At 70.4% G+C, this 20,456-nt stretch carries 19 protein-coding genes and 1 tRNA gene; 5 read left to right on the top strand and 15 right to left on the bottom strand.

Annotated elements, in window-relative coordinates:
• The first annotated feature begins 49 nt into the window (after window positions 1–49).
• The 3 genes from H4F70_RS03595 to H4F70_RS03585 are packed head-to-tail and all read left to right on the top strand — an operon-like array spanning window position 50 to window position 2,058.
• Window positions 50–733, top strand: coding sequence for a glycosyltransferase family 2 protein (locus tag H4F70_RS03595; RefSeq protein WP_182347378.1), 684 nt, complete (start codon window positions 50–52; stop codon window positions 731–733).
• A 6-nt stretch (window positions 734–739) separates the two neighbouring features.
• The gene (locus tag H4F70_RS03590) at window positions 740–1,198 is read left to right on the top strand and encodes a DUF2304 domain-containing protein (protein ID WP_182359062.1); all 459 of its coding nucleotides are present in this window, start codon (window positions 740–742) and stop codon (window positions 1,196–1,198) included.
• The gene (locus H4F70_RS03585; RefSeq protein ID WP_182359061.1) at window positions 1,195–2,058 is read left to right on the top strand and encodes a glycosyltransferase; all 864 of its coding nucleotides are present in this window, start codon (window positions 1,195–1,197) and stop codon (window positions 2,056–2,058) included. Before H4F70_RS03590 ends, H4F70_RS03585 begins: the two co-directional genes overlap by 4 nt.
• Window positions 2,059–2,120: 62 nt before the next feature.
• Here the strand turns inward: H4F70_RS03585 and H4F70_RS03580 are convergent, their stop codons facing one another.
• Together H4F70_RS03580 and H4F70_RS03575 are read right to left on the bottom strand one after the other, a co-directional pair.
• A complete protein-coding gene (locus H4F70_RS03580) occupies window positions 2,121–4,310 on the bottom strand; it encodes a DUF6541 family protein (RefSeq protein WP_182359060.1) in 2,190 nt (729 codons plus the stop codon).
• A 223-nt stretch (window positions 4,311–4,533) separates the two neighbouring features.
• On the bottom strand, window positions 4,534–5,439 hold the full coding sequence (locus H4F70_RS03575) for a glycosyltransferase family 2 protein (RefSeq protein ID WP_268968351.1): 906 nt from the start codon (window positions 5,437–5,439) through the stop codon (window positions 4,534–4,536).
• A 295-nt stretch (window positions 5,440–5,734) separates the two neighbouring features.
• Here H4F70_RS03575 and H4F70_RS03570 point away from each other — a divergent pair, with 295 nt between their 5' ends.
• Window positions 5,735–5,890: a hypothetical protein gene (locus H4F70_RS03570; protein ID WP_182359059.1), complete on the top strand. Its 156-nt coding sequence runs from the start codon at window positions 5,735–5,737 to the stop codon at window positions 5,888–5,890.
• Between the two features lie 76 nt (window positions 5,891–5,966).
• Here H4F70_RS03570 and H4F70_RS03565 read toward each other — a convergent pair whose 3' ends face one another.
• From H4F70_RS03565 to H4F70_RS03510, 12 genes are all read right to left on the bottom strand, one after another.
• Window positions 5,967–7,097 carry a thiolase family protein gene (locus H4F70_RS03565; RefSeq protein ID WP_182359058.1) on the bottom strand — a complete coding sequence of 377 codons (1,131 nt, stop codon included), beginning with the start codon at window positions 7,095–7,097 and terminating at the stop codon, window positions 5,967–5,969.
• Between the two features lie 137 nt (window positions 7,098–7,234).
• Entirely contained in the window at window positions 7,235–8,026 is a 792-nt protein-coding gene (locus H4F70_RS03560; protein WP_235681320.1) for a hypothetical protein, read from the bottom strand.
• A complete protein-coding gene (locus H4F70_RS03555; RefSeq protein ID WP_182359057.1) occupies window positions 8,023–8,763 on the bottom strand; it encodes an ABC transporter ATP-binding protein in 741 nt (246 codons plus the stop codon). Before H4F70_RS03555 ends, H4F70_RS03560 begins: the two co-directional genes overlap by 4 nt.
• Window positions 8,764–8,865: 102 nt before the next feature.
• Window positions 8,866–9,228: an MTB12 C-terminal domain-containing protein gene (locus H4F70_RS03550; RefSeq protein ID WP_182359056.1), complete on the bottom strand. Its 363-nt coding sequence runs from the start codon at window positions 9,226–9,228 to the stop codon at window positions 8,866–8,868.
• 514 nt (window positions 9,229–9,742) lie between these two features.
• Window positions 9,743–10,531: a class I SAM-dependent methyltransferase gene (locus H4F70_RS03545; protein WP_182359055.1), complete on the bottom strand. Its 789-nt coding sequence runs from the start codon at window positions 10,529–10,531 to the stop codon at window positions 9,743–9,745.
• 135 nt (window positions 10,532–10,666) lie between these two features.
• A complete protein-coding gene (locus tag H4F70_RS03540; protein ID WP_235681477.1) occupies window positions 10,667–12,187 on the bottom strand; it encodes an ABC transporter permease in 1,521 nt (506 codons plus the stop codon).
• 160 nt (window positions 12,188–12,347) lie between these two features.
• Window positions 12,348–13,424 carry an extracellular solute-binding protein gene (locus tag H4F70_RS03535; protein ID WP_182359053.1) on the bottom strand — a complete coding sequence of 359 codons (1,077 nt, stop codon included), beginning with the start codon at window positions 13,422–13,424 and terminating at the stop codon, window positions 12,348–12,350.
• A gap of 109 nt (window positions 13,425–13,533) precedes the next feature.
• Window positions 13,534–14,676, bottom strand: a complete 1,143-nt coding sequence (locus H4F70_RS03530; RefSeq protein WP_182359052.1) for an ABC transporter ATP-binding protein — start codon at window positions 14,674–14,676, stop codon at window positions 13,534–13,536.
• Window positions 14,677–14,756: 80 nt separating this feature from the next.
• A complete protein-coding gene (gene rfbA / locus H4F70_RS03525) occupies window positions 14,757–15,626 on the bottom strand; it encodes a glucose-1-phosphate thymidylyltransferase RfbA (RefSeq protein WP_182359051.1) in 870 nt (289 codons plus the stop codon).
• Window positions 15,623–16,225 (bottom strand): dTDP-4-dehydrorhamnose 3,5-epimerase family protein, encoded by a 603-nt coding sequence (locus tag H4F70_RS03520; protein ID WP_182359050.1) that lies wholly within the window; start codon window positions 16,223–16,225, stop codon window positions 15,623–15,625. The genes rfbA and H4F70_RS03520 overlap by 4 nt, the downstream gene beginning before the upstream one ends.
• Before the next feature lie 11 nt (window positions 16,226–16,236).
• A complete protein-coding gene (gene rfbB / locus H4F70_RS03515; RefSeq protein ID WP_182359049.1) occupies window positions 16,237–17,256 on the bottom strand; it encodes a dTDP-glucose 4,6-dehydratase in 1,020 nt (339 codons plus the stop codon).
• Between the two features lies 1 nt (window position 17,257).
• Window positions 17,258–18,190, bottom strand: a complete 933-nt coding sequence (locus H4F70_RS03510) for a GDP-mannose 4,6-dehydratase (protein WP_182359048.1) — start codon at window positions 18,188–18,190, stop codon at window positions 17,258–17,260.
• Between the two features lie 342 nt (window positions 18,191–18,532).
• On the opposite strand from H4F70_RS03510, the gene H4F70_RS03505 reads away from it, so the two are divergent.
• Window positions 18,533–20,035 (top strand): Ig-like domain-containing protein, encoded by a 1,503-nt coding sequence (locus H4F70_RS03505; RefSeq protein ID WP_182359047.1) that lies wholly within the window; start codon window positions 18,533–18,535, stop codon window positions 20,033–20,035.
• A gap of 325 nt (window positions 20,036–20,360) precedes the next feature.
• Here H4F70_RS03505 and H4F70_RS03500 read toward each other — a convergent pair.
• A tRNA-Thr gene (locus H4F70_RS03500) sits at window positions 20,361–20,436 on the bottom strand.
• Between the last annotated feature and the right edge of the window lie 20 nt (window positions 20,437–20,456).

Raw genomic sequence — 20,456 nt, 5'->3', positions numbered from 1 at the left:
CCCCACGACACCCGAGCAATCGTCGCGAAAGAGGCCACCCGTGCAGGACATGTCCGATGTCTGGCTCGTGGTCCCCGTATACAACGAGGCCCCGGTGATCCGCGAGGTCGCCGAGGCGGCAAAGCGGACCTTCCCCAATGTGGTGTGCGTCGACGACGGCAGCCGCGACGGCTCTGCCGACGAGATCCTCGCCGCCGGCGTGCACCTGGTGCGCCACCCCGTCAACCTGGGGCAGGGCGCCGCCATCCAGACGGGCGTCGAGTTCGCGCGCAGCCGCCCCGGCGCCCGGTACTTCGTCACTTTCGACGCCGACGGCCAGCACCGCACCGAGGACGTCGAGACCATGGTGGGCCGGCTGCGCTCGGAACCGCTGGACATCGTCGTCGGCACCCGCTTCGGCGGGCAGGATTCTTCAAGTGTCCCGTTGATCAAGCGGTTCGTGCTGCGCACGGTGGTGGCGCTGAGCCCCCGCACCCGCAGGCTCGGCCTCACCGACGCGCACAACGGCCTGCGGGTGTTCGACAAGACCGTCGCCGACCAGCTCGACATCACGATGAACGGCATGAGCCACGCCTCCGAGTTCGTGCAGCTGATCGACGAGCACGACTGGCGCGTCTCCGAGCAGCCGGTGACGATCCTCTACACCGAATACTCCATGGCCAAGGGGCAATCGCTCCTCAACGGCGTCAATATCCTCTTCGACGGGCTGCTGCGCAGCAGGATCAGGCGGTGAACTGCAGTGATCATCCAGATCGTCCTCATCGCCGCGGTACTCATCTTCTTCATCTACTACCTGCGCTCCCGCGGCAGCTCCCGGTCGTCGGCGCTGTTCAAACTGCTGTTCCTCGCGTTCTGCCTGTTCGGGATCTACACGGTGATCCGCCCCAACGACCTCACCGAGGTGGCGCAGGCGATGGGCGTGGACCGCGGCACCGACCTCATGCTCTACGCCCTGGTGGTGACGTTCGGCTTCACCACGGTGGGCACCTACCTGCGCTTCCGCGAGCAGGAACTGCGCTATACGCGCCTTGTCCGGGCCATCGCGCTGCAGGGCGCGGAGATCCGCATCCAGGAGGCCGCCATCGAGCCGGCCGTGCGGGCGTCCGCTGCCGGTAGTGCGGAAGGCCCCGGTGCCCGGCAGGCCGACGAAGACGCCACCGCGATGGACTCGGCCGACGGGTCCACGCGCGCAGGATGACAGGAAACCCGATCGAGCTCTCCGTCGTCATGCCGGTGTACGCCGGCGCCGACCCTGCGCACTTCCGCCGCGCGCTCGAGAGCGTGTACGCGCAGACTTATCCGGCGGCCGAGGTCATCGTCGTCGAGGACGGCCCGCTGCACCCCGGCCACCACGAGGTGCTCGACGCGTTCGCCGGCCGCACGCCCGTGCTGCGCCGGATCGTCCTCCAGGAGAACCAAGGGGCTGCCGCGGGCAACCAGGCCGGGCTGGAGGCGGCGCGGTCCGGATGGATCGCCAAGGCCGACGCCGACGACGTCAACCTCCCGGCACGCTTCGCGGTGCAGGTGGAGGCGATCACACAGGCCGAGCGCGACGGCCTCCCGCTCGACTGCGTGGGCTCAGCGGTGTTCGAGTTCGACGGCGGGCCCGCAGGTGAGGAGGCCGACCACGTGGTGGGGCTGCGCAGCCTGCCCGGCCCGCACCGGGCCCTGGCGCGTTACGCCCGCCGCAACAGCCCCCTCAACCATCCGACGGTGCTGTACCGACGCGACCTCGCCCGGAACGTCGGCGGCTACCGGCACGTCCCGTACATGGAGGACTACGACCTGTTCGCCCGCATGCTCGCGGCCGGCGCCCGCATGCGCAACCTCCCCGAGCCCCTGGTCCTCTTCCGCGCGGGGGACGCGATGCTGGGCCGCAGGCGCGCGCCGGGCATCTTCGCGGCCGAGCGGACGATGCAGCGCAACCTGCGCGCCTACGGTCTCGCCGGCCCGGTCGAGTCGCGGGTCAACCTCGCCGCGCGCACGGCCTTCCGCCTGCTGCCCGCGCCGCTGCTGCGCCGCGCCTACCGGGGGCTGTTCCACAAGAACCCGCGCTGACCGTCGCGCGCGGACCGGCCTCGGCGCGTCAGCGCAGGCCACGGCGCCACGGCCCCGACGCGTCAGAATCCCGGCGGCAGGACCTCGGCAGGCGCGTCCCAGTTCTCGGCGCCGGAGCGGTCGGCGAACGGAGCCCAGCCGTACCGGGTCTCGCCGGGCTTCGGCGGCTCCCAGCCGCGCACCTCGTAGATCTTCGTCTCACCATTGTCGTAGATCCGCTTGAGCCCAGGGGTGCGGTCCAGGTCGAGCAGACCGCGGGGCACCGTCTGGAAGGGCCAGTACACGGGCGGGCTCATCACGACGTACTTGATGTCCAGCTGCTGCAGCGCGGCGTCCACCCGCGGATTGGTCCCGGCGGTGTTGAGCCTGTCCCACAAAGCCCACGTGCGCGGCCCGATCGGGTCGGGGAAGGCGAAGTGGGTGAACAGCGGATGCAGCCCCTCGAGCGCATACATCCACCCCATGCCCTGGTCCGGGTCGACGAAGATCGTCGTCGACCGCGCGTCGGGCAGAGTCGCCAGGTACTGCATGGCCTCCCGGTCGTCCGGGGAGATCATCCGGCCGAAGCGGTCGCCCACGGCCATGGCCCCCATCCGGTCGGCGTAGGTGGAGACCACGGCGCCCGACGTCACCGGGACGGCGAGGGACAACAGCACCAGCACCGCCGTCGCCGATCCGCGGCGGGCCGGGACCCACCGGCGCAGTGCCGAATACACGCCCCACACGGCGAGCGCGATCCCCGCGCCGCCCAGCGCCACGACGAGGAGGGCCACCGCGTACTGCAGCCGGCGCGGATCGGTGTAGAAGGCGTTGGAGAACACCCTGAGCAGGTCCGACGCCGTGCCGCCGATCGACTCGATGGCGTCGCACACCACGAGCAGCATCAGCGCCCACGCCACCGTCATCCACACGCTGAAGCGGGCCAGCAGCACCGCGCATGCAAGGACCGCGAACGCCAACAGCACCCAGGGGGTGGGGAACGGGGCGGTCCACTGGTTGGTGAGGGTGAAGGCATTGTGCACGGCGGTCAGCCGCGAGATGTCGAGGCTGAAATCGTAGGACTCGATCGAGGTCTGCTCGCCGAGCACGCCCTGGATCTGCGGGAGCATCACCGCGATGGTGAGCACCGCGACGCCTGCGAGCGCCGCCAGGTCGCGGAGACGGCCACGGCGGGGGCGCCACAACGCCTCGAACACCCACCACAGGCCCAGCAGCAGCGCGGAGAACACCGCCCCCGACGGGTGCACGCCCGCGATGCCGATCAGGCCGAGCGCGGCGAGCGGGATCCGACGCGGCGCCCCGGTGACGGACATCACCAGCACCACGGTCATTCCCGCCATCGCCGCACCCACGGCGTTGGGGTTGGCGGTGGTGAGGAACTCCACGTAGGGCAGCGACGGGAGCACCCCGCTCACCGCGCCGGCGCAGCCCGCCGCAAGTGCGGCGGCTCCCGGCGAAAAGCGGTCGCGCACGACCCGCCAGGCCAGTGCCGCCGCGGACAGGGGTATCACCAACGCCAGGCACGTCATCGTCCAGACGTTGATGACGGGCAGGATGTCGGATCCGGTGAGGCTCTTCAGCAGGGCGCCGAGCGCATGCCAGGCGTCCGGGTAGTAGAAGTCCGCATGGGTCTCCACCTGGAACAGCCGGCCCAGGTCGGTGGCCCCCGCAATGCCGGTGTCGTCGATGAACGTGATGACGTTGGCGTGCCACTGCTCGTCCCAGACGTTCGACAGGCTCGCGATGCCGTCCGGAACCTTGGACAGGCCGCGGAAGAGGATGCCGAAGATCGTGCCCGCGCCCACCAGCACGCCGACCACGGCGGCGGCCACCCCCGCCCACGGGACACCCGCGGGCGGCGCGAGCCACGCGCGCCCGGCCGGCGCATCCGCGGTGGCGGCCGCATCGGCCCCGGCGCCGTCGGACCCGGCACCGTCCCGGCCCGCGTCGTCACGCCCGTCGTCGTCCGAGTCGCCCTGTGCGGCATGCCCGGCAGAGCCGCGGCGGGCGAGCGCGACGCTGTAGACCGCGCCGAGCGCCAGGAACACCAGGAGCGTCACCAGAGCCGACCACGCGTTCCAGGGCAGATCCGACGCGCTGGTGACGATGGTGCCCACCACCACCATGCCGAAGGTGATCGGAATCGCCAGCGCCGCCGCAACGGTCCAGCGCAGGCGCACGGCGAGTCCGACGAGGAAACCGGGCACCAGCAGAAGGAGTGCGCCGACTATCGCGAGCAAGGCTGTCTGCACGGCCGAGCCGACTCCCTTCGTCCCATCCGTCGGGTCCCCCCGCGCGGGTGCGTCGGCTGGCGCCGAGCGTCACGTCTGCCGACGGGCCGAGGACAAGCGGCCGGGCCCGTACGTGTCCCCGCAAGGGGGTGGTGTCGACCGGCCGAACGACACCGTGGGAAGCATACGTGCGCGCCGTGACGGTGTCATGAGGGCGGGGGTGCGAGTCGGCGCCCGGCCTGGATCAGCGCACGACGTGACGCAGCAGCGGACCCAGCCCGCCGCGGGTCTCCTTGGTGCGCGCGGCCTTGGGGACCAGCGCCAGCGCGTGCAGGCGGGACGTGAGGTGCCCCCTTGCCTCACGGGCGGCGCGCCGCCAGCCCAGGGCTTCGAACCGCCCGGCCTGCTCGACGTAGAAGCGACGCTCCTCGTCGAACCGCCTTCCGTCCAGCGCCCGCACGGACGAGTCCGACGCCGAATGCCGCCGGTACAGGAAGCCCAGGCGCGGGTCGAAGACCATCCGCCCGCCGTCAGTGACGACGTCGCACAGCAGCGCCAGGTCCTGGACGACGTCGAGCCCCTCACGGAAGCCGATCCGCTGCACCGTCTCCGACTTCCACGCCAGCGACGGGAAGTAGGTCCAGTTGCCCCGCATGAGCCCCACCGCGAGCTCTTCGCCCTCGTACACCGTCCGGGACTCCGGGCGCGGCGCAACGCGGCCCTTGATCGCGTCGCTGAGCGGCCGGATCGCGCGGTCGTGCTCGTCCACCACCTGCACGCCGCATTCGAACACGTCCGCGTCGGGGTGAGCGGTGAACGCCTCGGCGACGTGCGCCAAGTAGTTGGGCAGCATGATGTCGTCCGCGCCCATGACCACCACGACGCGGGCGGTGGCCATCGCCAACGCCTTGCGGTAGTTGCCGTTGGCGCCGAGGTTCTCCGCATTGCGCTCGTAGACGACGCGCTCGTCCCGGGCGGAGATCTCGGCGAACCAGCGGGCCGGCTCGTCGCTGGGGTATCCGTCGTCCAGCACGATCAGGCGCCAGGCGGAATGCGACTGGTTCAACACGCTCGAGGCCGCGGCCTTCATGTAGTCGACATCGCCGTAGTACGGCAGGAGGACATCGATCTGCAGGGATTCGGAGTGCACAGTGGTTCCTCACCGCGTGCCGTCTGCCGCACGCTCGGATGGTCGCAGCTCTTTCCGGGACGAACCTACGGACACTACGCACGCCGTGCCACGATCGCTGGTCACCGGCGCCGCACGCGCTGCGGCCGTCACGGCCGCCCGCACTCTATTGTGAGATAGTTCACCTGAACGGTCGACCTGCGTATTCAACCAGCACATCACTTGCATGATTGATGCAGATCACATTCCTTGATTCGGAACGGATAGAATTCCGGCGATCCGGCACCACCGCCGGACCGGACGATCGGAGAAACACATGGGTTCCATCGGAGAGGTCATCAGCGCCGCGGTCCTCGGCTCGCTCGGCACCATCGACGACATCCTCAAGGCCGCAGGCTCGACCGACATGGGCTCGCTCGCCGACAAGGCCGGCGAGATGCTCGGCTCGCTCACCACCGGCTCGGCAGAGTAGTCGACACGCATGAGTCGGGGCCGGGTGCGTGCACCAGGCCCCGACTCATGCCACGACCGCCGTTGCGGTCGGCCCCTCAGTCGATGAGCTCGACGATCGTCGCGTTGGCCATCCCGCCGGCCTCGCACATCGTCTGCAACCCGAAGCGGATGCCGTTGTCGCGCATGTGGTTCACCAAGCGAGTCATGAGGATGGCACCGGAGCCGCCCAGCGGGTGGCCCACCGCGATCGCCCCGCCCAGCGGGTTCATGCGGTCCATGTCCGCGCCGGCCTCCGCGAGCCACGCCAGCGGCACCGGGGCGAAGGCCTCGTTCACCTCGTAAGCGCCGATGTCGCCGATGGACAGGCCCGACTTCTTCAGCGCCTTCGCCGTGGCGGCGATGGGCGCCGTCAGCATGATCACCGGGTCGTCGGCGGCCACCGCGACCGTGTGCACGCGCGCGATCGGCCGCATGCCGTGCTTGCGGGCCGTCTCCTCGGTGGCGACGAGCAGCGCTCCGGCGCCGTCGGAGATCTGGGAGGCGTTGCCGGCGTGGATGACCCCGTCCTCCTTGAACACGGTCTTCAGCTTGCCCAGGCCCTCGACGGTGCTGCCGCGACGCACGCCCTCGTCCTGTTCGAGGCCGGCGAGCGGCGCCAGCTGTGCATCGAACACCCCGGCGTCGATGGCCTGCGCGGAGAGTTCGTGCGAACGCACCGCGTACTCGTCCAGCTGCGCGCGGCCGAAGCCCCACTTCTCCGCGACCATTTCGGCGCCCACGCCCTGGTTGAAGCCCTGCACGCCGAAGCGGTCGAGCACGCTCGGCGGGTTGGGGTCGCCGCCGGTGTTCGAGCCCATCGGCACCCGGGTCATCGACTCCGCACCGCCGGCCACGACGAAGTCCTGCTGACCGGAAGCCACCGTCGCGGCCGCGAAGCTGAGCGCCTGCTGGCTGGACCCGCACGCGCGGGTGATCGTGGTGCCGGGCACCGACTCGGGCCACCCGGCCGCCAGTACGGCATTGCGGGCGACGTTCCCCGCCTGCTCCGAATACTGCATGACGGTCCCCCACACCACATCGTCGACGAGAGCAGGGTCGATCCCGGTGCGCGTGGCGAGCGCGCCCAGCACGTGTGCGGACAGGTCCACCGGATGGACCTCGGCGTAGGCGCCCTTGCGTTTGCCGATGGGGGTCCGGACGGCGTCGACGATGACGGCAGAGGTCATGGGGGTCCTTCCTGGGACGACGGGGGTCGGCGATCGCGCCGTGCACACTGTGCGCGGCGCCCGCACTGCAACATGTTCAGGCTACGGGAGGGTGCGCTGCACCACGATCGGCCCGTCCGCCTGGCAGAACAGGGCGGTCACCGCGCACGCTCGCGCCGCAGCCGGGCCCAGCCGGCCGCCAGCAGCGCGGCAGTCACCAGCGCGACGTAGGCCAGCGCGCCGTCCCTCCCCCACGACGGGCTCAGCGCGATGTCCTGCCCCGAGGCGTAGACGCCGTTGAGGAACGGCATCCAGCCGATCAGGTCGCCGCCGCGCGGCAGCATCACCGCCGCGTTCTCGATGAACAGCGCCCACAGCGTCAGCACCGCGACGGCCGCGGCGGGCCACGGGACCAGCGCGCCCACCGCGACCCCGATCCCGGCGGCGAGGAACGCGTAGACCGGGAGCGCCCACAGTAGGCGGACGCCGTCGGCCGATGCCGCGTCCACCTGTCCGCACACCCCGGGGAACAGCGCGGGCAGCGCCACCATCAGCAGGAACGCGCACAGCACCATGCCGAACGCCGACACGGCACCGATGAGGATCCACCGGCCGAGCATCCCCGTGAATGGACGCGGCGCGCCGTGGCGCGCGGCCTCGGCGGCCGGGCCGCGTACCACGGTGCCCTGCGCATAGGCGGCGACCACCGCGAACACCGTCACGCCCAGGTAGACGAGCCAGTACACGGAGTTCGACGTGGGCACCTGCCGTACCTGCAGCAGGCTGTCGGCGCCGTGCAACTTCTCGGCGACCACGGCGACCGCGAGAGTGACGACCACCGGCAGGCCCAGCCCCAGTGGAAGGGCCACGCGCAACAGCAGTCCCCGACCGCCGCCGAGCCGCACCCCCTCGGCGCGCACCGAGCGCGCGAGCACCATCGCCGCGCTCACGCCGCCTCCCGCACGCGGGGCGCACCGGCCGCGCGCGGAACGTGCGCGAGGAAGGCCGATTCCAGGTCGGCGTGCGGCTCGCGCACCTCGTCGACCGTTCCCCGCGCCACGATGCCACCGCCTTCAAGAATGAGGATCTCGTCCGCTGTCGCCTCGACCTCGGCGAGATTGTGCGAGGCCACGATCACGCACCTGCCCTCGTCGGCCCACTCGCGCAGCAGGCCCCGCAGCCAGAGGACTCCCGCGACGTCCAGCCCGTTCATCGGCTCGTCCAGGATCACGTTGCGCGGGTTGCCGACCAGGGCCGACGCGATCCCGAGGCGCTGACGCATGCCCAGCGAGTACCCGCGCACCGGACGCTCCGCCACTGCCTCGAGGCCGGTCCGCCGCAGCAGCGCTTCCACCGCGTGCGCGGGCACCCCCGCCTGCGCGGCGAGCCAACGCAGGTGCCGGCGTCCGGAATGGCCGGGGTGGAACGCATCCGCGTCCAGGTGCATGCCCAGACGCCGCGCCGGCGCGGCGGCCCGGCCGAGCTCGTTCCCGTCCACGCGGGCGGTCCCTGCATCGGGGCGGAGCACCCCGCTCAGGCACCGCAGCAGCGTCGACTGCCCTGTGCCGTTGAGGCCCAGCAGGTAGGTCAGCGTGCCGTCGCCGAACACGTGCGACACCCCGGCCAGCGGCGTCGCCGGACGTCGCCGGACTCCGAAACTGCGGGTGAGGTCGTGCGCCTCGATCATGGCGTGGTCCTGACTGTGGGTTCAGCCCTGCAAGTGGGTTCGGTGCGGATCATGCCGTCGGCGCGCGGTCGCGGCGGCCGAGACTGCTCTGCCATCGCCCGCTCAGCCGTTGCAGTAGATCGGCAGGCCCACCGTCCGCACCCCCGCGCACAGCGAGGACGACGCCAGCTTCCAGACGCCGCCCTGCCGCACGAACGCGATCGGCATGTCCACGCCCGGCATCCCCGCCGAGAAGCTGTGCAGCTGCACGGTGATCCGATTGCCCTGGCGCTGCACCGGCCCGGTCACCCGGCTCCAGCCGCGTGGGGCGCGGAAGAGACCGAGGTTGTAGACGGTCTTCGGCACGATCACCCCGCCCATGCCCGCCTCGATGTTGCGGGCCTTGGCCTCGTCGGACGCGGCCGTCGCCGTGATGAAGTAGACGAGGTTGTTGAGATCGGCGAGCGTCGGCTCGGCGGCGGACACCGTGAAGTCCGGCGGCAGCGGCGACGGCGGCGCCCACGCGGTGACCTCGGTCGGCTCGTGCTGTTCCGGCGCCGGCTCCGCGGCCTGCGGCCCAGGCTCCGCCGCCTGGCCCTGCGGGCCGCGGCGGGTGAGGGCTGTGCCGCGGCGGCAGGCGGGGCGACCTGGACCGTCGGCGCAGCGGGTGCGGGTTCTTCGGCGGGCGCCGACGGCGCCGCCGGTTCCGGCTGCGCGGCAGGTGCCGGCGTCGCGGCGGATGCCGGCGGCTCTCCGGCAACCACGCCCGCGCCCGGGTCCGCGACCACGCGCACCACGGCGGGCTGCGCGGCGGCAGCGGAGTCGTCGCGGTGCATGCCGACGATCCCGACGCTGAGGATCAGCGCTGCGACGACGGCCGCCACCCCCGCGGACGCGAGGATCGTCGGCCAGTGCAGCGCGTGCGGATTCGGCGGCGCACCGTCGGCGGCGATGAAATGTCCCTCGTCACCGAATCCGTCGCCACCACCGGCGCCGCTGCTCACTGTTTGACGGCGACGAGCGCGATCGCAGACATGTTGTCGCGGTATCGCCGGAACACCGACCGCATCTCCAGGACGCGTTTGCGCGCGCCCGGATTGCGCAGCAGATTGACGACGATCGTCAGGACGCCCCGCACACCCTCGTCGTCGAGGTTGCGCTTGGCCTCCAGCAGCGCCATGTCCGTGTGCCGGACCGATTCGACGCGGAATCCGTGCTTTTCGAACAGCGCGGTCCACTCCTGCGTCGTCAGCGGCCGGGCGTTGACCTTGATGGAGCGCGCCAGCGCCTTGCGAATCTCGGTCTTCTGTTCGTCGTCGAGGGTGTCGGGCTCGATAGCCAGCTCGTGGACCGCATAGCGGCCGCCCGTGCGGAGGACCCGGGCCGCCTCGGCGATGATCGCGTCCTTGCCACGGGGACTCTGCATCGTCAGCATCGCCTCACCCACCACCAGGTCCGCGCTGGCGTCGTCGAGCCCGGTCTCCGCCGCCGGCGCCTCGCGCACGGCGCCGCGGCCGCCGATGCTCGCCTGCGTGGACAGCACGGCATCCGGGTCCTCGTCGACGCCGGTGTAGCTGCGGGGGCCGGCCTCGAGGATCAGCGCGGCCGTCCTGCCCAGTCCCGGCGCCAGCTCCACGACGTCCGCACCCGGGATCCGCGCCGCCGCGAGCAGCGCATCCGTCATCTCCCTTCCCCCGGGGCGCAGGACCCGCTTGCCCAGCCGCGCCAGCAGCCAGTGCCCTGGAAGGTCTTCGATGGGACGCTGCGGCAGCGGGATGCTCACGGTCATGACGGGCCTCCAGGGTGGGCGAATAAACCAGGTTGATATGCGTCCTATTGTGCGAGACAAGGCCATAGTAAGGCAAGGCTTGGTTTATTCTCCACGCAGAGGTCCTGCTGACGGGGCCCCAGTGCGTCGACCCGGCTACGCCCGCAGAGTGGATCGCGCCAACAGCACTGCGGGGACCGCCCCGATCAGCAGCAGCACCAGGCCGTACGGCGCGGCGGCGGTGAAGTCCAGGACTTCGCCGTTGGTCGTCGACCACAGCGCGGTGGCCAGCGATTTCTCGCCGGTCGGCTGCAGCAGCAGCGTCGTCGTCAGCTCTTTGCCCGCGTCCAGCGCCACCAGCAGCGCCCCCACGCCGATCGCCGGAAGCGACAGCGGCACAGTCACCCGCCCGAAGGTGGCCAGCGGCCCCTTGCCCAGCGAGCGCGACATCTCGTCCAACCGCGTGGACGCCTGGGCCACGCCCACCTGCTGTGAGCCCACCGCCAGCGGCAGGAACATCACCACGTAGCCGATCACCAGCAGAGTCGAGGTCTGATAGAGCGGGTACAGCCAGCGCACCGAGATGTAGACCAACGACAGCGCCATGATCACGCCCGGCAGAGCGTGCGCCACCCACGTGGAGCGCTCGATGGCGCCGGAGATCCTGCCCGGATAGCGCACGGCCAGCAGCGAGACAGGCAGCGCACACACCGTCGCCACGACCGCCGCCGCACCCGCCCACTGCGCGGTGTTGGCGGTGGCGTCGCGCAGCAGCTGCCAGTCCACCGCCCCGGCGTCCCCGCCCAGATGCCGCAGCAACCCGGACACCGTGACCCACAGCGGGATCGCCAACGCGGCGGCCGCGACCGCGAGGCACAGCAGCAGCCACAGCGGGGTGGACCACCCGAGCCGCCAGCGCCTCGGCGGCCGCGGTGTGCCCTGGCCGGTGTGCACCGGCCGTGCCCGGCCGCGCAACAGACGGTCGAGGAACAGCAGCACGATGGCGCCGCCGGCGAGGACGACGGCGAGGGCGCGCGCGGACTCGGGCATGCCCAGCACCGTCGCCCTTTGGACGATCGCGGTGGTGAGCGTGGAGTAGCCGAGCATCTGCACCGCGCCGAACTCGGCGAGCATGTGCAGCCCGACGATGAGCAGTCCCGTCGCGACCGCGGGGCGCAGCTGCGGCAAAGTCACGCGCAAAAACACCGGTACGGGTCCGTGGCCCAGCGCGCGCGCCGCCTCCTCCTGGGCCGGGTCGAGTCGGCGCAGCGCCGTGAGCACCGGCAGGAACACGTACGGGAACAAGGTCAGCGACAGCACGGCGACCGCCCCGCCGAGTCCGAAGATCAGCCGCGACTGCGGAAAGTACTCGTAGCTGAAGGCCACCCATGCGTAGGAGCCGACAAAGGTGGGCACCCCCAACGGCAGTGTGAGCACCACGGTCCACGCCCGTGGCATCGGCAACGAGGTCCGCGCGATGAGCACCGCCAGCCCCACACCGAGCACTGCGGTGCACAGGCACACGAGCACGAGCAGCTTGACGGTGTTCCACAGCAGCGGAAGCGTGCTGGGCGAGTCCAACTCGTCCCACAGCAGCGAGAAGCTGAAACCGGCACGCAGCAGCAAGTACGCCGCAGGAGCCAGGGCGGCCGCCGCGATCAGCAGACCGGGGATCACCAATGTCCGGGGCGGACGGGTGGTGCGCGGCCGGATCCCGCGGGTGCGCCTCGGCCGCCGACCGGGTACGGCCGCCCCCGGCTGCGGTGGTCCGCCCGGGGCCGGGGCGGCCAGCAGGTCTTCACTCACAGGGAATCACGATTCTTGCCACCGATGCGGGTCAGACGATGCCGGCCTGCTTGAGCAGATCCTTGGCCGCGCCGACGTCCTCGAGCGACCCCTGATCGAACTCCGGGAACGTCAGCGAATCGATCGACGGCAGCCCGTAGCTGCTGGTGACGCCCGCGGCGAGCGGGAACTGCGGACTGTCCTCGGCCACGATCTTCTGTCCGCCGTCCGCGGACGCCAGCCACGTGAGGAAGCGCTGCCCCTCCTCCTTGTGCGCACTCGACTTGAGCACCCCGGCCCCCGACGCGAGCATCAACGCACCCGCGTCATCGTTGTTGAGGAAGTGCACGCGCGAGGTGAGGTTCTGCTCGCCGCCCTTCTGCTTGGCCAGGATGTACCAGTAGTAGTGGTTGGACAGCCCGAACTCGTGCTGCCCCGCTTCGACGCTGTCGCGCACCTTCCCGTTGGACCGCTCGTTGACCCCGTTCTCCTTGATGGCCTTGAGCCACTCGAGGGTGCGGTCCTTGCCGATCGTGTTGATCAGGTACGTGGTCGTCGAGACGAACGCACCCGACGGCGCATAGGCGAACCTGCCCTTCCACTCGGGGTTCTCAAGGTCGAGGATGCTGTCCGGCAGCTGGTCCTCGGAGATCAGCGCCGGGTCGTAGAAGTACACGCGCGACCGCGCCGCCCAGGGCAGCCAGTCGCCGGTCGAAGGGACGAACCGCTGGTCCGGCTCCGCCAACGCCTCCTTGGTCACCGGTTCGAGCAGGCCCTTGCTGTCCAACTCGGCGATGGGACCCGGCTCCTCGGTGATGATGAGGTCGGCCTTCGACTTGTCACCCTCCTCGATGATCTGGTTGACCATCTCCGCGTCCTTGCCCGCCCGCACGTCGATCTTGATGCCGGTGTCCTTCTCGAAGCCGGCGGCCAGGGCCTTCGCAAGCTCCTCGTGTTGACCGGAATACAGGGTGAGAGTGGCATTGGGCGCATCCGCGTCGTTCGCGGAGTCGCCCCCGACGGCACCGTCGCCACCGCTCGAGCAGGAGGCCAGGCCCAGAACGGCGGTCGCCGCAGCGGCGGCGGCCAGCAGACGCACCGACCGGCGGTGCTTGATGGAGATGGACATGCCTTTGTGCCTCTTTCTTCGGTTGTGGATCAAGGCTTTCCCTCCGGGCCGTCACACACGGCCGATCAGAGGTGCGGGTTCCTCAGCCCCCGCGGCGAGTGCGGCGGGTTCACGCCGACGAGCGGGTCCGCTCCGCGAACAGCGGTGGCGCGGCGCGCACGCGGCCACCGGACTCTGCCGCGCCGGTGATCGCGCGCACGTGGACGGCGGATCCCACCGGAGGTATGTCCCTGCCGTCGAGTCGCACCAGCAGCGGGGTCCCGTCGTCCACGCGCAGCCGTACCAGGCCGTCATGCCCGAAGAAGCTCGTCGCGCACACCGTGGCGGGCGTGCCGTCGTCCGCTATCGCCAGCTGCTCGGGGCGCAACACCATCGTCCGATCGGCGGAGGCGCCGGCGCCCTGCCCGTCGAACAGCGCCGAGGGCTTCACCCGCAGGCGGCCCAGCGGGCAATCGACCTCCACCAGGTCGCCGTCCCCCCCGTGCACGCGGCACGGGATCTCGACCGACTCGCCGAGAAAAGCCGCCGCGGCGGGGTCGACCGGCCGCGCATACACGTCCGCGGGGCTTCCGGCCTGCACCACTCGTCCGTCGCGCATCAATGCCACGTGGTCGGCGAGGGAGAGCGCCTCGGACTGGTCGTGCGTGACGAGCACGGCGGTGGCCTGCACGTCGCGCAGCAGGTCACGGACCTCCTCGCGCAGCTCCACGCGCAGCGCCGCATCGAGCGCGGAGAACGGCTCGTCCAGCAGGATCACCGAGGGAGCGGGGGCCAGCGCGCGCGCCAATGCGACGCGCTGCTGCTGGCCACCGGAGAGCTCGTCCGGCCGGCGATCGCCGTAGCCGGGAAGACCGACGAGCTCGAGCATCTCGTCGACGCGCGCCCGCCGGCGGCGGCGTGCGACAAAGTTGAAAGCCGACAGAAGACCGTCGGGCAGGCCGTAGACGACGTTCTGGGCGACGCTGAGGTGCGGGAACAGCGCCCCCTCCTGCGCCACGATCCCCACGTTCCGGTGTTCGGGTCGCACGAAGGCGCCCGGGCCGGCGACGAGCGTGTCGCCCAAGTGGATGGTGCCCGCGTCGGGACGGTCGAAACCCGCGAGCGCACGCAGCAGGGTGGTCTTGCCGCAACCCGACGCGCCGAGTACCGCCGTGAGCTCGCCCCTGCGCACATCCAGATCGACCCCGCGGAGTGCGTGCACCGGCGCCGGCCGCGACGGGAAGACGCGGGTCACACCACGAACACGGAACATGAGGTAAGGCTACACACAGAATGCGCGACGCAAATACGATGGGGACCGTTCAGCGGCCGGACGCGACCGCGGCTTCCCGCCTATTTCCCTCGGGCGAGCATCTCGAGAAGGTACTTCCCATACCCTGACTTCACCTGGGCGCGAGCGAGCCCGTCGAGTTGCGCATCGCCGATGTACCCCTGGCGCCATGCGACCTCCTCGGGGGCCCCGATCTTGAGGCCCTGGCGCTGCTCGATGGTGCGCACGAAGTTGCCGGCCTCCAGCAGCGAGTCGAACGTGCCGGTGTCCAGCCAGGCGGTGCCACGCGGTAGCACCTCCACGTGCAGCCGGCCCGCCTCCAGGTAGGCACGGTTGATGTCGGTGATCTCGTACTCCCCCCGAGCCGAGGGCGACAGGCCTCGGGCGATCTCCACCACGTCGTTGTCGAAGAAGTACAGCCCCGGCACCGCGTAGTGCGACCGCGGCGCCGTCGGCTTCTCCTCGAGCGACAACGCGCGGCCGTCGTCGGAGAATTCGACGACGCCGTAGGCGGACGGGTCGGCCACCCGGTAGGCGAACACCGCGCCGCCGTCGATGCGGTTGAACCGCCGCAGCTGCGTGCCCAGACCCGGGCCGTAAAAGATGTTGTCGCCCAGGATGAGCGCCACCGTATCCGATCCGATGTGCTCCGCGCCCAGCACGAACGCCTGGGCTAACCCCTCGGGGCGGTCCTGCACACGGTAGGTGAGCGAGACGCCGAACTGCTCCCCGTCGCCGAGGAGCCGCTCGAACAGCCCGCGGTCCTCCGGAGTGGTGATGACGAGGATGTCGCGGATTCCCGCGAGCATGAGGGTGCTGAGCGGGTAGTAGACCATCGGCTTGTCGTACACCGGCACCAGTTGTTTGCTGACACCGCGGGTGATGGGATGCAGGCGTGTTCCGGAGCCGCCCGCGAGGATGATCCCCTTCACACCCGGGCCTCCTGCAGCGCGATCCACTCCATCACGGCATCGTAGCGCGGCAGAATCCCCTGCTCGGCGGCTTCGCTCAGCGTCGGCGCGGCGGAGTCCTTCGCCGAGAGCACGAGGGCGTCGCGGTCCGCCCCCCAGTCGACGTCCACGCTCAGCGGGTGCACGCCGTGCTCGCGGCCCGGCGCGTAACCGGTGGAGCACTGGTACATCACCGTCGCATCGTCGGTGAGTGCGACGAACCCGTGCCCCAGCCCTTCGGAGACGAAGACCGCCCGCCGTTCCGCGTCGTCGAGGCGCACCGCGTCGACGACGCCGAAGGTCGGCGATCCCGCCCGCACGTCCACCACCACGTCCATGATCGCGCCGCGCACGCAGGAGATGTACTTGGCCTGGCCCGGCGGGACATCGGAGAAGTGGATGCCGCGCAGCACCCCGGCGCGCGAGACCGAACAGTTCGTCTGCTCGAGCGCCAGCGTGCGGCCCGTTGCCTCGTGCAGCGCGTCCGCGGTGAACGCCTCCAGGAACACCCCGCGCTCGTCGTGGTGCTGACGCGGGGTGAACACCCAGGCGCCGGGAACGGCGAGCGCATCGAATGTCATGCCCGGCACCGCTACCCCCACCCCAGCGTGTCGTAACGGTCCTCGACGACGTCCTTCGCGCCGGCCCACCAGCTGCGGTTGTCGCGGTACCAGTCGACAGTGTCCGCCAGGCCCGCCTCCATATCGGCATAGTGCGGCCGCCACCCCAGCTCGCGCCGCAACGGGCCGGCGTCGATGGCGTAGCGCAGGTCGTGCCCGGGCCGGTCGGAGACGTGATCGAACTCGTCGGGTGCGCGGCCCATGAGGCGCAAGATCGACTGGAGCACTTGCAGGTTGGACCGCTCGCCGTCTGCGCCGATCAGGTAGGTGCGGCCGTTCTCGCCGGCCTCCAGGATCCGCCACACCGCGGCATTGTGGTCGTCGACGTGGATCCAGTCGCGCACGTTGCGGCCCGCACCGTACAACTTGGGGCGGCGGCCGGTGAGGACGTTCGTGATCTGACGGGGGATGAACTTCTCGATGTGCTGGCGCGGCCCATAGTTGTTGGAGCAGTTGGACAGCGTCGCGGCGATCCCGAACGAGCGCACCCACGCCCGTACCAGCATGTCCGAGCCCGCCTTGGACGCAGAGTACGGGCTGGACGGGTTGTAGGCGGTGCGCTCGGTGAATCGGGCCGGGTCGTCCAGCCGCAGGTCGCCGTAGACCTCGTCGGTGGAGACGTGATGCAGCCGCACGCCGCGGCGGCGCACCGCCTCCAGCAGTGTGAAGGTGCCGACGAGGTTCGTGTGCACGAACGGCGACGGGTCGTCCAGCGAGTTGTCGTTGTGCGACTCGGCGGCGAAGTGCACCACCGCGTCGGCGGCCGGGTCGAGCTCGCCGATCAGGGAATCGACGGTCTCCTCGTCGGCCACGTCGCCGACGACCAGGCGCGCGCCCGTCCCTTCGAGCGACTCACGACTGCCCGCGTAGGTGAGCTTGTCCAGCACGATGATCTGCACGTCCGGGCGGGTGCGCGCCGTGTAGTGCACGAATCCCGAGCCGATGAACCCGGCCCCGCCCGTGACCAGGATGCGCGCTGCCGATGCGGCCATCTCAGCTGCGGAAGTACTCGACGGTCCGCCGGATGCCCTCTTCGATGTCGACCTTCGGCTGCCAGCCGAGCACCCGGCCGGCCAACGTCGGGTCGAGCACGGACCGCCGGACGTCGCCGAGGCGGGCCGCCAGCAGTGCGGGGGCGTCCGGGGCGTCCGCGGCGCGGGCCACCATGCCGTGCAGTTCGCGGTCCGAGGTTTCGGTACCGGTGCCGATATTGAAACGCTGCCCGCCGCCGTCGGTGCCTGATGCCAGCACGAACGCCTCGACCACGTCGTCGACGAAGACGTAGTCGCGGGTATTCCCGCCGTCGCCGAAGATCTTCGTCTCGCTGCCGTGCAGAAGCGCCTGCGAGAAGATCGCCACCACCCCGGCCTCGCCGTGCGGATCCTGGCGTGGGCCGTAGACGTTGGCGGGCGCGATGTGCGTGCAGTCCAGCCCGTAGAGATTCCGGAAGGTGTTGAGGTAGATCTCGCCGGAGACCTTTCCGGCCGCATAGGGCGACTGCGGATCCACCGGCATCGACTCAGTGACGGGGAACGTCTCCGGCGAACCGTAGATGGAGCCGCCCGACGAGGTGAAGACGATCTTGCGTACGTCGGCCCGGCGCGCGGCCTCGGCGAGCCGCACCGTGCCCAGCACATTGACGGAGGCGTCCGCGGCCGGGTTCTGCACACTCTGCCGCACGTCGATCTGCGCGGCAAGGTGGAAGATCACCTCCGGCCGGCGCTCGGCGACGATCTCGCCCAGGTCCGCCGTGACGAGGTCTCCGTGCACGAACTTGTAGTTCTCGTTCTCACGGGCCCGGCCCAGGTTGCCCGCCCGGCCGCGACTGAGGTTGTCGACGACGGTGACCTCGTGCCCGTCGTCGAGGAGCCTGTCGACCAGGGTGGAGCCGATGAAGCCGGCCCCGCCGGTGACGAGTGCGCGCATCGTGGAGTGTTCCCTTCCGACTGTGCTGCGGTGCTGCGCCCGGCTGTCGACCGCGGCGCGCGCCGCGCGCCCTGCGAACGCACAAACCCACAGTCTGCCCGACGTGCCCGCACGGGTGCGCGGCCGGGGGCGACCGCGACCGCCACGGAGCCGCACCTGACCAATCGCTTGAAACCCACGATCGCGTTAGCTATTGTGTCGACAATCACTCGGTCGAACGTTCATGACGGACGACCGGATGCAGTCGCGTCGCCCACGGCACGTTGGGCGTATCCGTCATGGAGGATCCGAATGAGCAGTACTTTCACGCGCCGGCTCGTGGCCGGCGTGGGAGCGGGGGCGTTGGCGGCCTCGTTCGCAACGACTATCGGGGTGGGCGCCGCGGGGGCGGAGTCGGTCAGCGCGACCGATTCCGCCCGATCCCAGGACGGGCCGTTCAATAAACAGGATCTGGTCTATACCAGGACTGTCAGCGACAGCACCCCCAGCTACGGCGAGTCGATCACGATCACGAACCGCCTGCAGGGGCGAGTGGTCGCCGGAATCGCCCCCATCTCGGTATACGTCCAAACGTCGGGCTCCGCTTATGCATATGAAGATCACCACCCGACGTGCCTTGAGTACGTACCCGATTCGGTGACTCTGAGCGTTCCAGGTAAGGGGATGACCTCGGTCACCAATCCCGCCGTCGTCGACCCCAGAGTGACGAAACTGGACAGCGGCGGCTGGTCGATGACGCCGGACAAGGTTGTCGAGTGGACGGCGGAGTACATCGTCCGCTGCGCCCCGGGGCAGGTCGCCACCGGTGGGGTGTCTTTCCACCACACCGGAGGACTCATCGCCAACACGGTGGACACCGATCTCGGGCCGACCATCACCGTCGAGAAGGCGGCATCGTCCACGACTCTCGCGCCTGTCGGATCGGCACAGGTCGGCGAGCCGACAATTCTCGCGGCGACCGTCACCGCCGGATCGGCCGGAGATGCCGTCGACTTCTACTCGGGCTCGACCAAGATCGGATCCAGCACCCTCGACTCCGAAGGCAAAGCTGAGTTCGACTGGATTCCGACCACCAAGGGCACTCAGTCCATCACTGCCAAGTACCTCGGTAACAGCAACGTGGCGAAATCCACCTCCGCCGCTCAAACGGTGCAAGTGGCCGCACAGAACATCGGCTCCATCACCTCGCTGTCAGTGCCCGCGTCAGGCCAGGTCGGCACCGCCGTCCAGCTCAGCGCCGCGGTGTCCCCCGCCGCTGCCGGAGGCGAGGTGACTTTCAAGAACGGCAGCGAAACCATCGCCGACGTCCCCGTCGGAGCGGACGGCCGCGCCGAGTACTCCTGGACGCCCGCCACGACCGGCACGGCGAACATCACCGCCGTCTTCTCCGGACGCGACGGCGTCAGCGGATCGACCAGTGACGCGTCCACCATCACGATCGGGCCGGCACCGGTCGAGGCGCAGGAATCCACGACCACGATCGACAACGTGGACGGAGCCGAAGTCGGCGCAACGAGCGCCCTGCGCGTGGTCGTGACGGTCGCGGGAGCCGACGCGACAACCGGCACCGTCACCTTCAAGGACGGCGCAACCGTCATTGGCACCACCGCGGTGACCGACGGGGTCGCCACCCTGCAGTGGACACCTGCCACCGCGGGGCAGCGCACGATCACGGCCGAGTACAACTCCGGCACCGGCTCTGTGCGGTCATCCAGCAATTCCACGTCGGTTCAGGTGGCAATGGCCACGGGCGGCGGCACCCCGGGCGACGGCGGCAATGGCGCGGCCAGCGGATCCTTCGACCTGAGTGCGCTGTTCGGCTCGCTGGGGTCGCTGGGCAAGTGACGGGATCGCCGCGCGCGTAGAGGACCGGGAAAGTAAGGGGCCCGTCCCGCCATCCGGGGGGTGGAGGCGGGACGGGCCGGGATTCCTTCCGCCGGGGGGGAGGTGGCGGAAGGAATCGAGAGCGGGGTGCGCCAGGGGGGGTAGGCGCGAACCGCCGCTAATACACAGGCTAACAGCACCGCACACAGGGTGCCAAGTCGCCGGCCAGGCGCGCGTCATACCACTTGGGGTATACCCGTTTTCCCAGCGCAGTGCCGGTGCACGCGCCCCGCAGCCCGCACCGAAAAGACCGGACCCCATCCCTTCAGGGATGGGGTCCGCGCACTGGAGCCACCTACCGGAATCGAACCGGTGACCTATTCATTACGAGTGAATCGCTCTACCGACTGAGCTAAGGTGGCGTTTTCCGAGCACGCCCGGA

Origin of the sequence: Tomitella gaofuii, assembly GCF_014126825.1 — a bacterium.
Classification (GTDB): domain Bacteria; phylum Actinomycetota; class Actinomycetes; order Mycobacteriales; family Mycobacteriaceae; genus Tomitella; species Tomitella gaofuii.
Note: the sequence above shows the minus strand (reverse complement) of the source record. Positions and strands in the feature narration are given on the sequence as shown.

What these genes read in the sequence shown, in the direction of transcription:
- H4F70_RS03595 (WP_182347378.1), top strand. Translation starts at nt 50, where the DNA reads ATGTCCGATGTCTGGCTCGTGGTCCCCGTATACAACGAGGCCCCGGTG.
- H4F70_RS03585 (WP_182359061.1), top strand. Translation starts at nt 1,195, where the DNA reads ATGACAGGAAACCCGATCGAGCTCTCCGTCGTCATGCCGGTGTACGCC.
- H4F70_RS03570 (WP_182359059.1), top strand. Translation starts at nt 5,735, where the DNA reads ATGGGTTCCATCGGAGAGGTCATCAGCGCCGCGGTCCTCGGCTCGCTC.
- H4F70_RS03565 (WP_182359058.1), bottom strand. Translation starts at nt 7,097, where the DNA reads ATGACCTCTGCCGTCATCGTCGACGCCGTCCGGACCCCCATCGGCAAA.
- H4F70_RS03555 (WP_182359057.1), bottom strand. Translation starts at nt 8,763, where the DNA reads ATGATCGAGGCGCACGACCTCACCCGCAGTTTCGGAGTCCGGCGACGT.
- H4F70_RS03545 (WP_182359055.1), bottom strand. Translation starts at nt 10,531, where the DNA reads ATGACCGTGAGCATCCCGCTGCCGCAGCGTCCCATCGAAGACCTTCCA.
- H4F70_RS03535 (WP_182359053.1), bottom strand. Translation starts at nt 13,424, where the DNA reads ATGTCCATCTCCATCAAGCACCGCCGGTCGGTGCGTCTGCTGGCCGCC.
- H4F70_RS03530 (WP_182359052.1), bottom strand. Translation starts at nt 14,676, where the DNA reads ATGTTCCGTGTTCGTGGTGTGACCCGCGTCTTCCCGTCGCGGCCGGCG.
- H4F70_RS03520 (WP_182359050.1), bottom strand. Translation starts at nt 16,225, where the DNA reads ATGACATTCGATGCGCTCGCCGTTCCCGGCGCCTGGGTGTTCACCCCG.
- rfbB (WP_182359049.1), bottom strand. Translation starts at nt 17,256, where the DNA reads ATGGCCGCATCGGCAGCGCGCATCCTGGTCACGGGCGGGGCCGGGTTC.
- H4F70_RS03510 (WP_182359048.1), bottom strand. Translation starts at nt 18,190, where the DNA reads ATGCGCGCACTCGTCACCGGCGGGGCCGGCTTCATCGGCTCCACCCTG.